The sequence below is a fragment of the Bacteroides faecis genome (assembly GCF_020091505.1).
Classification (GTDB): Bacteria; Bacteroidota; Bacteroidia; order Bacteroidales; family Bacteroidaceae; genus Bacteroides; species Bacteroides faecis.
In genome coordinates, this window is sequence record NZ_CP081916.1 from 3,040,848 (window position 1) to 3,056,921 (window position 16,074).

7 protein-coding genes are annotated in these 16,074 nt (G+C 40.9%); all 7 read right to left on the reverse strand.

Features of this window, described 5'->3' with window-relative positions; translation table 11 throughout:
• Positions 1–61: 61 nt before the first annotated feature.
• Positions 62–2,062 (reverse strand): heparin-sulfate lyase HepC, encoded by a 2,001-nt coding sequence (hepC, locus tag K6V30_RS11705; protein WP_055271193.1) that lies wholly within the window; start codon positions 2,060–2,062, stop codon positions 62–64.
• A 28-nt stretch (positions 2,063–2,090) separates the two neighbouring features.
• Positions 2,091–3,377, reverse strand: coding sequence for a DUF4995 domain-containing protein (locus K6V30_RS11710; protein WP_010537300.1), 1,287 nt, complete (start codon positions 3,375–3,377; stop codon positions 2,091–2,093).
• Positions 3,378–3,561: 184 nt separating this feature from the next.
• Positions 3,562–5,997: a glycoside hydrolase family 95 protein gene (locus K6V30_RS11715; RefSeq protein WP_055271191.1), complete on the reverse strand. Its 2,436-nt coding sequence runs from the start codon at positions 5,995–5,997 to the stop codon at positions 3,562–3,564.
• A 1-nt stretch (position 5,998) separates the two neighbouring features.
• Positions 5,999–8,926 carry a chondroitinase family polysaccharide lyase gene (locus K6V30_RS11720; RefSeq protein ID WP_055271189.1) on the reverse strand — a complete coding sequence of 976 codons (2,928 nt, stop codon included), beginning with the start codon at positions 8,924–8,926 and terminating at the stop codon, positions 5,999–6,001.
• A gap of 100 nt (positions 8,927–9,026) precedes the next feature.
• Complete coding sequence (locus tag K6V30_RS11725; RefSeq protein WP_010537303.1) at positions 9,027–10,718, reverse strand: RagB/SusD family nutrient uptake outer membrane protein; 1,692 nt, start codon at positions 10,716–10,718, stop codon at positions 9,027–9,029.
• Between the two features lie 12 nt (positions 10,719–10,730).
• Positions 10,731–13,883, reverse strand: coding sequence for a SusC/RagA family TonB-linked outer membrane protein (locus K6V30_RS11730; RefSeq protein WP_055271187.1), 3,153 nt, complete (start codon positions 13,881–13,883; stop codon positions 10,731–10,733).
• Between the two features lie 20 nt (positions 13,884–13,903).
• A complete protein-coding gene (locus K6V30_RS11735; RefSeq protein ID WP_224207295.1) occupies positions 13,904–16,069 on the reverse strand; it encodes a surface glycan-binding family protein in 2,166 nt (721 codons plus the stop codon).
• Positions 16,070–16,074: the final 5 nt, after the last annotated feature.

Genomic DNA, 16,074 nt, shown 5'->3' on the forward strand with positions numbered 1-16,074 from the left:
TTCCGTATGGATATATATGCCTGCTACGGAAAAAGGCTTCGGAGGCTCGCTGGTCGCTATATTATAAATTATACTTTAATGACTGTTTCTTTCCGTTTACTTTCACTTCTACTTCCAATCCGTTTTCATTGAATGTTTTGTTCTTGAATTTAGCGGCAAATTTAGGGGCATCTGCGCTTTTCTTGACTGGATAGATTATGGTGATATAACGTACTGCGTCATCATTCTCTTTTTTCACATTGAATGAAACGTTCATACGTTTGTAACGTTTGCGGTATGCAGTGGAACACCATCCCGGTTCTTTTTTCAAAGTCATGCCGGTAGGGCCGAAGCATTGCAGTTTCATGTTGCTTCCATCTTCAAATTGGGTAAGGAAGGTCATGTCTTCGCGACTGTTGGCTATTTCTCCCTTAGGCATCTGATAGTGTAGGTTGACAGAACCTTTGGCGCTACCGGCCACCTCGTCTACGATAACAAAATAAGTATTGTCAACGAAGAATACAGAACGGCGGTGTTTTAGGTTTTTATAGCCGGGATTTTCTGTAACCAATGTTTGGATATTGCCTTCCGGCTGCCACAATTTAGTCACGGATTCTGTCGTTTCCAGATTCTTGTTATTTAATGTCACAGTATTGTGTACGGCAGTCTGACGATGCCAGTTGCGTTGTTCCATCACTTCACCTTCGCCTGCATACACATATGAACCTGAGTCAGGGAAAAGGTTTTTACCGTTGAACCACAGCTCGAATGTACCGTTATCCGGCTGGCAGTGCCAGAAGGCTTTAGGACCGGCTTTCACTACCATTTGTGTAGCGTCCGTTCCCCAAGAATTGCGGAAAACGAAGAAACCTGATTTCAAGAAACCTTTCGACATATAATCAGGCAATGCGCCTTCTTTACCTTCTGTTGCAAAATACTTGATAGCCTGGTTTTCAGGGAACAGTTTACTCCATGAACGGTAGTTACCCAACATCTCTTTTTTATTGGTCAGTTTGGCATCGCTGAAACATGGGTTAGTATAATCGGGGAAAGAGATGTTGGCATAGAACATGATCATCTTTTCGATTGTATCCAGATAGTCTTGCGGGAATTCGTTACGGAATCCATTAACATCCGCAATACCCAGAGCTTTGCAGAAAATATTGATTGCTGCCAGATGGTAGTGTGGGTCGAGTTCGAACTGTCCGCCGTCATTATATACCTGAACGTTAACCTCACGATTCAGAATATCGATACCACTTTTTCTCCATGCCGGGGCATCTTTAAACTCAGGGAAGAATGCACCTGCATAGATCATACGCTGAGCTTCAAATAACAGGTGGTTGCCCTGATCCGAGTAGTTACCCAGAATGTGTACGGCATGTTTGTGATAGTTCACAAGGAATTCGGTTAAGAAGTCCGGCGTGAAAGAAGGAGAGGGGAGGAACAGCTGGAATTGTGAAGTCTGGTCTTGCAGACGATTGCTGACTTCCAGTGGACGCCATGCAAAACGTACATTTTCCAGTTCACCTTTGATTTTTCCGTCGCTTACCAGTTCATATTCTTTCTTATCCATTTTAACCAACGGATTTTTCTTGATCCAGTCGATGTATTGGTGCGCCCATTCTTTGGCATATTTTTCATCACCGGATACGCGATATGCTTTACCCATCGGAGTAAACCATTTGTGACGGTGGAGTTGCCAACGAAGTTCGTTATCTTTCACCGGCCAGTATTGCCAGTTGATATCTTCTCCGTAGTTATACGAAGGCTGATAGCCTTTGTGTACAAAGAATGTGTGCTGCAATCCGTCATCCGCCCATTTTTGTTCTTCCTTGCCAATGGTGATATTTTTCAGATTGATGTCCGGAGTCTTCACATTCGTGCGGGCACGATAATAGTCGAGCAATGCTTTGGCGGCATCTTCATCTTTACCTTCCTGGTGCAATGCCTTTACTTTCTCCAATCCCGGATAATCCAGATTGAGAAGCGAGAATACTTCGCTTTTCAATTCTTGTGCATACCCCTTGCCTACAAAACATGCAAATGCCAGCAGGACAATATATTTGATAGTTTTATTCATGATATAATCAGAATGATGGTTTTATTGATTAGATGTTTTGGTAATTGATACCTTTCAGGTCCATGAATCTCTTCAATGCTTCCAGATAGTAATAGTCAGCATAGTTCAATGGAGTATCTATTTCAGAGCCGTTAGGCAATGAACCTACAGAGTGCAACAGAATGAATCCTTGATTTTCACCTGCTTTGGCAAGATATGCATCGCTGGATAAACTCTTTAGTATCTTTTCTGCGTAATCCAGGTATTTCTTTCCATCGGGAACCATTGTACTCAGTTCAATGAATCCGGCAGCGGTTACAGCAGCAGCTGAAGCATCACGAGGAGTCTCTTCGGTAACTGGAGCGTCATAATCCCAGTAAGGAATGGCATCGTCTGTTTTTACACGTTCCATAATCATGTCAGCAATGTTCACTGCAAAGTTTAAGAAAGTGGTATCATTTGTTTCACGGTAGCAGGAAGTATATCCGTATACAGCCCAAGCCTGTCCGCGCGACCAGGAAGAATCGTCATTTTTTCCTTGGTGAGTTTGTTTACGCTCTACCGTACCGTCATTGTTGTAGCTGACTACGTGCCAACAAGTATAATCAGGACGGAAATGATTGTTCATCGTAGTGACAGCGTGTTTGATGGCAATATCTTTGTATTTGTTGTCACCGGTCCATTTGCTTACAGTAAACAGAAGGTCAAGGTTCATCATATTGTCGATGATTACCGGGAAGTTCCAGCTTCCGAAATCCCAAGAGCGGATAGCACCGATAGAATCATTGAAGCGTCCGCAAAGATTGTCCGCTGTTTCTTTCATGACAGCTTTAATAGTATCATTCGGAGCCAGACGTTCGGCATTGCCGTAGCTGCAGTTGATCATGAAACCCAGGTCATGTGTGCCTTTATAGTAGCGTACCGGATTCAGAAGATTAGTATATTGAATGGCATCTGCTTTCAGCGTATCGTTTCCTGTCAGCTCGTAGGCATACCACAGTGAACCCGGAAAGAAACCGCTTGTCCAGTCGTATACTACACATAAACGACGTTTGCCCATTTGTTCGGGAGTGGGTTGCGGGCGGAGTGAGTCTTGAAAGGTAGATGGATCTCTTTCTAATTGACGGCATAGAAAATCCATATCATATCCTGTACGGATAGAGCGTGGAAGCTGACCTGTTCCGTCGATTTCTTCTGCTGTAAGGTGTAATTGGGCAGAAGCTACATCCAACCCTTTTTTAATCCAACTGTAGTCTTCCTTTGGAGTTGTTTGGCACGACGCAAGTGCGATGGCAACTGAAGCAAAGAGAACAAGTTTCTTTTTCATGTTATTCATTTTAAGTGATTGTTTTTAGAAGTTTTGTAACTGATGCAAAAGTAGGTGATCTATTTAATTTAAAATGATACGAATGTTGAAAAGGACATTGAAACAGATTTACGACTATTAGTTTTGTTGAAAAAACTATTAAATTTGTCAAGTATACCCTTTTCAAGGGGGCTATGGCCTTGTTCTCGATTATTTAAAATGAGATCTTTTTTCTTTCTCCTGCATTGAAATGAGTCTTTTTTATACTGTTATTATAAACAATTTCGACGGTCTGTTCATATGGACTGGTGATGTTTGCAACTGTTATTTTTCCTTCTTTCCATTCCATATCTACAGTAAATCCACCTCTTGCTTTGAGTCCTTTGATATTTCCTTCTTTCCAGGTTGAAGGCAAGGCCGGAAGCAGATGGATATTTCCTTTATGACTTTGCAATAACATTTCCGTAATACCGGCAGTTGCCCCGAAATTCCCGTCAATTTGAAAAGGAAGCGCATTCAATAAATTGCGGTATAGTCCACCCCGATTTTCAGCTTTCATATGAGGGTCAATGTAATTGATAAGATTACTCAATGCTTCATAAGCATTCGAAGAATCGTATAGACGTGACCAAAGAGAGATTTTCCATGCCATACTCCATCCTGTAGTTTTATTTCCACGGTCATCCAGAGATTTTCGTGCTGCTTTAAATACTTCTGGAGTACTATCTGTAATATCACATCCCGGATACAATCCAAAGAGATGGGATACGTGGCGGTGTTGTGGCTCACTTTCTTTGTATTCTTTATCCCACTCCAGTAGTTGTCCCTTACTGCCGATCTGGTATTTTTTCAGTTTATTCCTTTTCTTGATTAGCTCAGAACGGAAATCCATATCGGTCTGAAGTATTTCTGCCGCTTGAATGGTATTTGAAAATAAAGAGCGGATAATGGCTATATCCATTGTACTTCCTTCACAAACGGATGCCGGAGTATGGTCGCCCATGAGATAAGCATTCTCGGGAGAAGTGCTGACAGGGGTTACCAGTTCACCTTTGCTGTTCTCGACTAACCATTCGGAACAGAAAGTGGCCGCGCCTTTAAGTATCGGATAGTATTTCTTCAGGAAATTGGCGTCTTTAGTAAATAAATAGTGTTCCCACAGATGATTACATAACCATGGACCGGACATATTCCAGAAAAACCAGTATACAAATCCATCTGACGGATATGCTTCTCTCCAAATAGATATATTATGATGAATAGCCCAGCCGTTCAGACCGTACATATCACGCGCAAGATCTTTTCCCTTATCTGCTATCTCTTCAATAAGTTTGAATAAAGGTTGGTGGCATTCTGATAGATTAGTGACCTCTGCCGGCCAATAATTCATTTCCAGGTTGATATTTAAAGTGTAGCCTGAGTTCCATGGAGGCAATATCTGGTCATTCCATAGACCTTGCAGATTTAAGGGCTGACCTTCACCCCGGGAGCCGGCTATCATTAAATAGCGTCCAAACTGAAATAATTGTGCGATCAGTGCCTGGTCTTCTTCATCTTTGAATCTTTTTAATCGTTCGTCTGTAGGTAATTCTTTTTGCTGTTTATTCGCAGGAAGATCGAAAGATACTCGGTTGAATAAAGCCTGATAGTCGGTGGTGTGTTGCCTCTTTAATTCTTTGTAGGTTTCTCCCTCACTGATTCTCCGATAGTTCATGATCGCCTGATGCGGATTTTTTCCTTCTTTGCTCGGACTTTTACGTGGTCCGTTATAACTGGTGGCTGCATACAACATGAGAGTCACTTCGCTGCAATTCCGGGCAGTGATCTGATTGTCTGAAATGGACAATTGTCCGCCTTTATGGGTTGGAAGTAGACATGCTTCAAAAAAAGTGCCTTTTCCATCCATTTCGTTTCCATAAATCACCTGTTTTTTCTGTATGATGTGTCCTGAAGCATCAAAGTATTCCGGATGCAAACGTTGAGTGTTAAAGCGTTTCATGTGGTCTGTGTCTCTCCGCTGGGCATGTGCAGGTGCCTGTCCCTTCAGATAAACTACTTGCGAATCGGACTCCTTGGTTACAGGATGTGGTGAAGCCAGATAGGCGGTGAAATTTAAAACAGGTTTGGAAGACTTCAAATGTATGACAATAGCTTGTGCCGGATAGGATGCAAAAACTTCTCTGCTTATGTCTACGCCGTTTTGTTTATAAGAAGTTGTAACCACTGCATTTTCCATATCCAGCGAGTGCATATAATCTGTAACAGCTTCTTTGGAATCAAAGTCGATATACAAATCTCCAAAAGGTTGGTAAGCTTCATTCAGCCTGCCAATCCATTTTTCTTGCATGATGGTGCCTGCTTCTGCATTTTTCCCTTCACCGAGCAACTGGCGTATATGAGCAAGATCAGGTACTATATTTATGTTTTTGGGCGTTTCCGGTTCTCCGCTATAAAGAGTATTCTCATTGAATTGTATTCTCTCTTTTTGAGTATCTCCAAAAATCATAGCTCCCAGACGTCCGTTTCCTACAGGCAATGCCTCTTCCCATGCTTTTGCAGGAGACTTATACCAGAGTGTCAGATGGTTTTGAGCATTGGTACCTGCTATGCCAAGGGAAACAATAAACAATGTTATTAATCTATTCTTCATATTAATTATCAGCTTGTTGTAATAAAAGCGTATAGTTTTCCCCACGGATAGTAGAAATGGTAATATAGGTTTTATCCTTTTCCCTGTCGAGGGATACTTCCACTGGTTTTTGAGGACTTTTCACATTGTATAGTCCATTGATTGTCAGCCGGGTATCATAAGGCTTCTCTTGTTGTATCACGTCCTCTTCCGTCAGTAGCCCCATATGTGCATGAGATATTCTTCTCATATCCGGTTCACAGACAGAGAGTTTAAATGAATTGTCTTTCTGCTTTTCCAGTATATAAGAAAGCGGAATATTCACTTGAGAAACCAGTTGCCCATCATACGTCTTCTGTGCATTGAAGAGAGCGCCGCATGTGATTTCTTTCGTTTTATGAGTAACGATATGCGCATCATTATCTTGAGCTATCACTTCTATCGGACTCTCATTGGACAATAACTGACGGGCTAATACGTTGTTTTTATTTTTGAGTATATAATAATGATATTTAGCTGCTTCCGGAGCATTCCCGTGTTCTATATAAGCTCGTGTATGTGATCCCTCACAAGATGTTCGGACGGCTCCTCCTTTAACTGCATACATGAGTGAAGGGTCTGTCAGGATATATCCTTCCGGTATTCTTTCTTCACCGGTATTTCTGCTGAATGACTGAAACAATGTAGTCACGGTCGGATATCTTTTATCTTTGGTTTGGATATCCGAGCCCAGGCAAAACAGAAAATCTTCGAATACAAATACAGATTTGTTGGCACGGAATGATTGATCATATGTGATGTCGTGCATTCTGAAAGAAAACATGGCGTTTTTATCAGAAGCATATACCCCTGTTAAGAATGTTTCATCAGAGAAATTGCGATGTCCGGAACTGGAACCACCTTTATCTTGTAATATTTTATCAGGTAATACTTTAGTAGTAGCTCCCGGAATATAATTCCAGTCAAAGTCAGGCTCTTGCGGGTTAAAGGATTTGTGTCTGTTTTTTAAGTCAAAATATTCTATTTGACCATATGCCAGATAACGTCCTTTGGTATTTTCTGTAGCAGAAGATTCAAAGTCCCATATATAGCGGCTGAATCCCTTGATATTAAAATGGAAAAGACTGTCTTTGGCAACCAATAATCCGGAATAAGGCATAAAGAGTGTACCGGTGACAGGTTTTTCTTTGGTAATGGAAGTTGATGCCAATTGAGCCATTAACTCAATTTCTCCTACGGTGCTGGTATATGCCAGATTGGAGTTCACATTGCTGATGTATTCTGTAATGGCCTGTTTATTATCACTGGATTCCAGTATTCGTTTAAAAGCGGCGGTCAATTCTTTATCCGGTTCTTTAAATGACAGAGCGGTATAGGCAAATGCTGGTAACAAAGTCTCTAGAATCTGTTGTCCTTTCGGAAAGCGTCCGACTGTTCCGGCAGGTACATCCAGACCGGCACAAAAGAAACGGAAAGTCAATAATCCTTGTTTCAGATTATGCAAGGTCGTTTCAGACAGTGCATAAGGAGTATCGTGTAACAAATAGGCGATTAATGCACCTGCGTAAAGTGCATGAGGGTAATAGGCGCTATTATAAGGCCCTCTGTGGTGATAGCCGGAGAAATCGGCTTTGAACGTTCCGAAGAATCCCGGTGCAATACCTAATGCGTTATCCATATAATGCTTGAATGCGGTCAGGGCAACTTCTCTTTCTTGTATTTTGTTTTGTGATAGAGCATATATTAGTTTGGGAATAGCCAGCGCGCGTAGGTTGTCTGCTACTTCGCCCGGGTGCGAAGGAAGTTGATAGCATATTCCGAACATGGTAAACCAGTTTAGTGACTGAAGTTCACGCTCTAATTGTTCAGGAGATAATTGATCTTTCAGCAGGAAGAATGAATGAAAATAGCCCGAACTTCTCAGCTTTTCAAAACATAAGGTTCCCATGCTGCTACCGTCTGCCCAACCTTGGTCGTTGAACCAGTCATAAATATAAAGTGCTTTTTTAAGACTTTGGGCATTTTTATTTTTACGGTAATCCAGTGCTAACGGGAGCAAGATGTTTTCGTTGATTGTTCTGAATTTCTTGGCTTCTATTCCATCTATGGTACTGGGTGCACCCATTGGAAATAATGGCTCTCCCTTAGGAGTACGATCTTCATTATATTGTATTTTAATTTTTTGAGCAGCTTTCAGGCCATTTTGAATAAATACCTTTTCATTTTCTTTTCTCATTTTCACCCACTTTTCGGATGATTGCTGTTCGCTGCCAAGATACCATGCTGTTAGTCTGTTTGTAATTACCGTAATCTGATCATCTTTATCTGTGATTACTTTTTCTACTTTTGGAATAGCATTTCTATAGCCTGTAAAATCGGGAATTAAGCTGTAGTCAGTACGGTTCACTTTATATTGTGCATCTGACATATTCTGCCAGGAAACTTTAGGTGTAAATTCTAAAAGGTCGATGTAAGTGACTCCTTTTCTGGTATGTTGCGGAAATTGTATTTCGACAGACTGAATACTACTTTTAGATGGCATATTCATGTCTCCTTGAAATTTAGCCCAAATGCATCGCCAACCTTTAAAATTGAGTAGAAAGGGGAGTTGGCATACTTCTTTTTCAGCCTCATTTCTGAAAGAAAAGACTATCTTTTCTTTGATGGGGGATTCATTATAAATCCATACATTCATACCTCCATTTTTACTTTTGCATGCTTCGGAAATACCGGCAGGTGAGGGGATGGTAAGGATATCTCCTTGTTTCCAATTGATTTGGAGTGACTGAGTACCTGACTTATATTTTTCGGAGGAGATGCTGAGCGTCCCTTTATCCGCTTTCCAATCTTCGGGTACTATTCCATTCTCAAATGAATAGATTTGAGAGAATGCCGATTGGCTGATAGCTAAAGATATCAGAAGAATGGCTGTGCTAATATTCTTTTTCATGGTATATAGAAATCTGTGGACTGAATGATTAAATAAAAGCGTTACGAAAGAAAGGGGATTTCTTCGGTAACGCTTTCATATTATATTATGGTGAGGTTATTTACCATCCCGGGTTTTGATCAAATTGAGTACATATATCCATTTCCTGTTGTGGTATGGGGAGTAGCTCATTCTTGTTCTTTTTGGTATAATCGACACAAACATAATATCCGTAACCGCCACTATACCAATCCACTAAATCTTGAGATGTTTTTCTGATACTTTCATAATAGATTCCCCAGCGTACCAGATCTTGTCGGCGATGTCCTTCAAATGCCAGTTCGTAAGCTCGTTCATTACGTACAGCTTGCTGGAATTCGGTATAAGACATTCCGGATAAGTCTGAAGCACTGTTGTCGGTTTCTACCGGAAGACCAAAGCCGCGTCTGCGTACCATATTGATAGCTTTATACGCTTCATCGGTCGGTCCTTGTTTCCATTCATTCAAAGCTTCGGCATATAAAAGCAATACATCGGCATAACGCAATATGTACCAGTTAATGTTGGAAAGATTGGCATCAACCAGGTAGTTGGCACTGTTCACATATTCTTCTGTATCCCATTTTCTCGGGCATACGTTATCGATATACGCTTTCTTTAATGCGTCTGTTGCGTCGTCTTTAATAGCGTCTTCAATATTGCCGCTAGTATTGATTACGAGCTTGACTCCGTCTTCACCGGTTTCGGTGTTTTTACCATATTTGTAATCAGCAAAAGAATACTTCCATCTGTTATCGCTTTCACGATCTTTCCAGTCACGCAGGAAAGTTGGGATAACACGCCAGTTACCGGCATTACGAACGCTTCTGATACCGCTTGCCTGTACACCGTTCCATTTGCCAATACGTCCACAAGGGTCATTAGCTGATACTCCGGTAACAGTTGGAGCATAAAAACTTACTTCGATCAGACTCTCGTTTCCATCCCAAACGCCATTACAAGTGTTCTTCCATAATTGTTCGAAGTCGGAAAGCAGATGATGTTTGCCCGATTCGACCAGAATTTTAGCAGTCTTCGCTGCATTTTCCCATTTGCTTGTATCATGTACAGGGTAGCCTGCCCAAGTAGCATATACTTTAGTCAACAATCCGAGTGCGGCGCCTTTGGAGAGACGGAAACTGTTGTCGGAACGTATATTATCATCTACTGCATAAGGCAGGTTGTCGATGGCATATTGCAAATCTGCTTCTATAAATTTGTATACATCTGCCGGATCAGCTTGTGTGAAGGTAGATGGATGCTGACGGGATTGAGCCGTATTGGTAATCAATGCTACATTTCCGAACCAGCGTACTAACTCGAAATAGTACATGGCACGCAGACAACGCGCCTCTGCCATATAAACAGCTGCTTTCTTGTAGTTGCCTTCGTCATAGGTTCCTATTTTTTGTCCCAGTGTTTCGATAAAATCGTTCGCATCATAGATAGCACTGTACAGGTTAGCCCATGTCGTTGCGATTTCGGTCTGTGAACTGGTATAAGCATTAGAAGGAATCAGACGGAGTCCGTCAGTACTATTACCCGTTACTTTGGCTATATCACTGGGAATAGTAAAATACAAGGATAAGTGGAAACCGTAAATACCATCCTGAACCATGTCACGATATACACCCAGAAGCACATTCTCAGCTTCTGCTGCATTCTTCATGTAGTTTCCTTTCTCAATTTCTGTATAGCTGGTTTCATCTAACGAGCAAGATGAAACGGTGATTGCACAGGCTAATGTGCATAAGTAGTATTTGAATTTTTTCATTGTCTTTTTTGTTTAGAATTGAACTTCTACGCCAAATGTAAATACTCTACTTTTTGGATAAGCACCCCAGTCGAATCCTGGCATGAGCGGGCTGCTTTTCATATTCACTTCCGGATCATAACCACTATATTTAGTCAGGCAGAATAAATTCTGGGCCGTACCATACACACGTAGGCGGTTGATATATGCTTTCTTGGTCCACTTGTTGGGAAGTGTATATCCTAAAGTTACATTTTTTAAGCGGAGGAACGAACCGTCTTCAACAAAGCGTGAGTATAATTCATACTTCACATACCCTTTCGCAGAAGGCACGCGATTAGAAGCGTTTGTCGGAGTCCACCGGTCGGCAACTTCAGCCAATTGGTTACTGCGTTCGTCTTGCGATTGTGTATTAAACATACGTGTCGCATTATAAACGTCATTGCCATACTGGAACTGGAACATGAAACTAAAATCAATATTTTTATAATTGAAAGTGTTGGTGATACCTCCATACCAGTCTGGCTGGCCATTTCCGATGGTAGTACGATCGTCAGGCGTAATGATACCGTCTCCGTCTATATCTTTATATTTCACCATACCCGGTACTGCTGTTTTTCCTGCATGTTTGCTGATGTCTGCTACTCCGGGCTTCAGTTGCATAGTACCATTAGGGAGCATGTTGAAGTCAGAAGTTTGGTATATACCGTCAAAAACATATCCATACATCTGTCCAAGAGAAGATCCTACGATTGAGATATAGTCATTTCCGTTGAAATTACTGTTGAACTTAGTAGCCGACTGTATGTATGATGTTCCATCTTGTAACGCTTTCAATGTATTCTTGATGAATGAAATATTGAAATCTGTCTGCCATAAAAAATTGCGGGTTTGAATATTAGTAGAATTGATATTCAATTCGATACCTTTATTTTCAATTTTACCGATATTTTGCCATTGTGAGTTGAATCCGGTTACATAAGCAAGTTTTTGTTCAAGCAACAGGTCTTTGGTGTTCTTTAAGAAGAAATCCGCTGTCAGATTCAGGCGATTCTGGAAAAGACCCACATCAATACCTAAGTTGGCAGTAGTAGAACCTTCCCATTTCAGGTCTTTGTTAGCCAGTTGTTTCGGATTCAGTACAGTTACCATTTGTTGTCCCAGTCCATATTTGCTCGATGTATACAAATCCATAGACAGATAGTTGGTGATACGGTCATTTCCTACTGTACCCCATCCGAGACGGAGTTTAAGATTTGATACCGGAGTAATGTTCTTCATGAATTTTTCTTCCGATACACGCCATGCAGCAGAGAATGACGGGAAATATCCCCATTTGTTTTTTGCAGAGAATACCGTAGAGCCGTCAGCACGAACGGTAGCAGTGAACAGGTAACGGTTATCGAAATTGTAATTACCTCTTGCAAAGTAGGATAACAGTTTCTTGTCACTTCTGGAAGTAGATACACTACTAGGAGTAGCTCCTATTCCTAAATTGTCGTTACCGAGATTTGCGAATGGGAAGTCTTTAGCTTGTCCATACAGAAGTTCTGAACTCCTGAATGCGAATTCGTGTCCTAACATGACATCAAATGTATTTTTCTTATTGATCTTCTTTCTGTAAGTCAATGTATTACTGCTCTGCCAACGCAAGTCTTTCTGCATTTGTGTAGAACCATAAACACCACCGCTACGGTATGCCTGGCTGGAGTCTTCACCATAGAAGATATCTCTTCTTGTATTCGTTGTATTGTAGGTGGCAGATGCTTTGAACGTAAGATCTTTCATCAATTGGACAGTCAATGAGGCATTGGCTCCCCACAACTCAGATTGTCTCCGGTCTTTTACAGCTTCAGCCTGTTTGATCGGGTTAATTTGTGAGTAAGTTGTGTTCTCGCTTAGTTCCAATGGGTCGAATACAGAATTCAGAAGTTCATCGTTTGTAACGCTGTTACCTCCGGTAGGACGGAAGCGCAGAATATTAGATAGCATATTCAGTGTTCCTCCGGTACCTGAAGTACCGATACCTTCTTTCACAGTATTTGCATAATTGATAGTGGCATCGAAGGTAATGAATTTATTAATCTTTTGGTTGATACGCAATTTACCTGCATTCTTTTTATAACCGCTGTTTGTGAAGATACCATTTTCATCGAAATGTGAGAAGGAGGCAGCATACTTAGTTTCTTTTGTACCGCCACTGATACTGAAATCGTGGTTCTGAGACCAAGTCGGCTTGAACGATTCACCCTGCCAGTCAATTCCCGGATCGGTTAGATAATCTTCCAGAGTTTGATGACGATAAGGTACTCCGTCAGCATCATTTCCTTCCTGAAAGTAGGTTGTTCCGTATTTAGTCGGATTGAGTTCTACTTGTAATGCGGCAAATTCATATGTGCTCAACATATCCAGTTTTTTAGGAATGTTACGATAAGTGGCAGAGCCGTTATAAGTAATAACTGGTTTTCCTTCTTTACCGGATTTTGTAGTGACCAAAACTACACCATTGGCAGCACGAGCACCATAAATAGCTGATGCAGAAGCATCTTTTAATACTTCGACTGATTCAATATCAGAATTAGGAAGGTAGTCAATATCACTCACTTCAAAGCCATCGACGATATAAAGCGGAGAAGAATCTCCGTTTACTGTGCCGACACCGCGAATCTTGATATCAAAACCAGAACCGGGAGTACCATCCGATTGGGTGATTTGTACACCGGCAATCTGACCTCCGAGGGCTTCTACTACGGATCCGGTTTTAAAACCTTCGATAGATTTGGCTGCCACGGAAGAAACAGAGCCGGTTAAGTCGCTCTTTTTCATGCTGCCATAACCTACGACTACCACTTCGTCCAGCATAGCATTGTCCGGAATAAGTTTGAGGTTCAGGTTCTTTTGTCCTTTCAGTTTGATTTCCTGATTCTGGTAACCAATATAGCTGACTACCAATGTTGCATTATTGTTTGCTTTGATAGAGAATTTTCCGTCAAAGTCTGTGATTACACCCTTTTGAGTATTCTTTATCTGGATGGTTGCTCCAATTAAAGGAGTGTCAGTCTCGTCGAGCACCGTACCATTCACTGTAATTTCCTGAGCGAAGGAGGTGATTGCTATCAAGAGAGCCAAGAGGGTGAGATACCCTCTTTTGCTCAATGTGTTCACTATAGATTTATATGTATTCATTATGATATATATTTATTTCGTTATTGGAATTTCGTATCAAACCAGATTGCCAATGGGAACATTTGTGATCCGCTGCTGACACCACCTGAATTACCATCTGTTACGAACGTCATCTGTCCAATCATTACTCCGTTAGCATAGCCATATTCATTCTGCCATTTGTTTGGGTTGATTTTAACAGCACAGTTGTTGGTTGCATCTACATATCCTAATGGTGCGGCAAGCCTGGAGGTATTGTCGTAATATGATAACGGCCACTTCTGTCCGGTATTTACGCTTGCAACTCCAATTGACTCATAATATGCTTTCCAAAGGCTGTACATGAAGGTGTCATTACCACTACCCGGTTGACCATTTTTGTGTTCTGCAGGTCCATTGATATTATAGTAATTAAAGGTACGGCGGTAGTCTGCAATAAATGTACTTAAGTCTGTACCTGTTATTGTGGGGGCTACGGAACTTCCTCCGGTACGTGGATTCACCTGGAATACGAATGGAGTATAATTCACTGTAACTCCGGCTACAGCACTCGAGCAATGGATAAATACAGGAGTCTTGATGGTTATTTCACCTGCAGTACCTTTACCTGTAGTTGCTTTAACGAGGATCATAAGAACTTTAGCGTTTGTCCATCCTGCGGTGAAGGTAATCGTACCATTTTCATCAATGGAACCTCCGGATATACTGGAACTGCTATTATCAATAGTCCATTCTACTTCTACACCTTCCGGTATATCTGTTTCTGCTACTGGAATAGATAAAGAAAGCAGAGCGTTGTTGGATGTAACTCTATATTGGCTTGCATAATTTTGAGCAGGTGAAAGATTTAAATTATTTCCCCAATGCACATAAGTGAAATAATATGGATTTGTTTTGATATTTAATTTGAAAGAAGACTGCAATTCACTTTTGTTGTTTTTAGCCAAAACAGTAACTGTATGTTGACCTACCGGTATGTTATTTCCTTTTTTAGCAGAAATTGTACCTGTAGTCGCATCGATAGTCAAATCGCTTAATTTAGAGTCCAGATTGACAAATGAGAAGCTGACTTCATCTCCATCTATTGTCTTAACGGGGTGTTCAAAAGCAGTCGCTTGAATGAGTTCTTCTGTGTCGCTGTATTCGAATTTGGTAATAGGATTAATAAACTCTACAATAGTCATTGTATATGCGTTCTCGAAATCAGTACTTCCGTATTGATTCGTTACAGTTACGGATACTTCACAGGTAGTGCCGATTTCCATCTGATTGTTGGCTGCCAGTGTGATAACTCCTGTCACAGGATCAATCGTAACGGAAGAGGAGGTCGGGCTTACTGATTTGATAGCATAAGTCAATCCTTCGGAAGAGCCGACTAATGTCGGTACAGCAGATATATTTTGAGCATTTTCTTCTACTTTGACCGTGTTTGGAGTATAAGTCAACGTTAAAGGTTTAGAAGTTATATCTATTTCTATGGCATTTTCAAAGATACCTTCTTCTGCTGCTTCGTCTACAATTGCTGTGGTTAATTTTAAATCAAGTACATATTTGCCCGGTTGAATTTTAGATTCACCTTTGACAATAGAAATCTCACCTGTACTGGAAATAGTGAAGAAATCATTCTCCTCAACCAGTACTCCGTCTTTACGTACATTGGCAATGATATATTTCTGAATAGAGATATGATCACCTTCAGTAGTAACTTGTGCAGTAGGTAACTCTACTGTGCTTTCTGTACTTATGATGTCAGCAAACTCTGCACTTATTTTATTAGGTTCTACACTGATACTATCCGGTACCGGCTTCATCATATTAATCGTTACAATATCCTTAAATTCATAATAGTTACCATTAGAATAACAAGATACACTTAAGGTATATAGTCCTACAGGCAATTCGCTTGTATTGGAAAGTGAAATTGATCCTGTATTTGTGTCTATTGCAAAACTATTTGTATCATAAGTTTCGCCATTCAGAGTTACGCGTGTTATTGCAAAATCAGAAGGAGCACCTCCAATATAAGTAGGAGCGTCCAAATTAAAACTCATAGAGGGGCCTATGTCAGTGATACCGGCATAGAAAAGCGCAAACTTGGTAGAGTCAGTTGTCTCCGGGTCCGTACAGGAGGAGTTCGTGACACACAACCCAACTACCATTAAGATTGCCAGGAATCTTGAAGTAATGTTTTGTAATTTAGATCTCATTTTTT

Excerpts from the sequence above, each read along its gene's own strand:
- K6V30_RS11720 (WP_055271189.1), bottom strand. The coding sequence starts at position 8,926 with ATGAAAAAGAATATTAGCACAGCCATTCTTCTGATATCTTTAGCTATC.
- hepC (WP_055271193.1), bottom strand. The coding sequence starts at position 2,062 with ATGAATAAAACTATCAAATATATTGTCCTGCTGGCATTTGCATGTTTT.
- K6V30_RS11710 (WP_010537300.1), bottom strand. The coding sequence starts at position 3,377 with ATGAATAACATGAAAAAGAAACTTGTTCTCTTTGCTTCAGTTGCCATC.
- K6V30_RS11735 (WP_224207295.1), bottom strand. The coding sequence starts at position 16,069 with ATGAGATCTAAATTACAAAACATTACTTCAAGATTCCTGGCAATCTTA.
- K6V30_RS11725 (WP_010537303.1), bottom strand. The coding sequence starts at position 10,718 with ATGAAAAAATTCAAATACTACTTATGCACATTAGCCTGTGCAATCACC.
- K6V30_RS11715 (WP_055271191.1), bottom strand. The coding sequence starts at position 5,997 with ATGAAGAATAGATTAATAACATTGTTTATTGTTTCCCTTGGCATAGCA.
- K6V30_RS11730 (WP_055271187.1), bottom strand. The coding sequence starts at position 13,883 with ATGAATACATATAAATCTATAGTGAACACATTGAGCAAAAGAGGGTAT.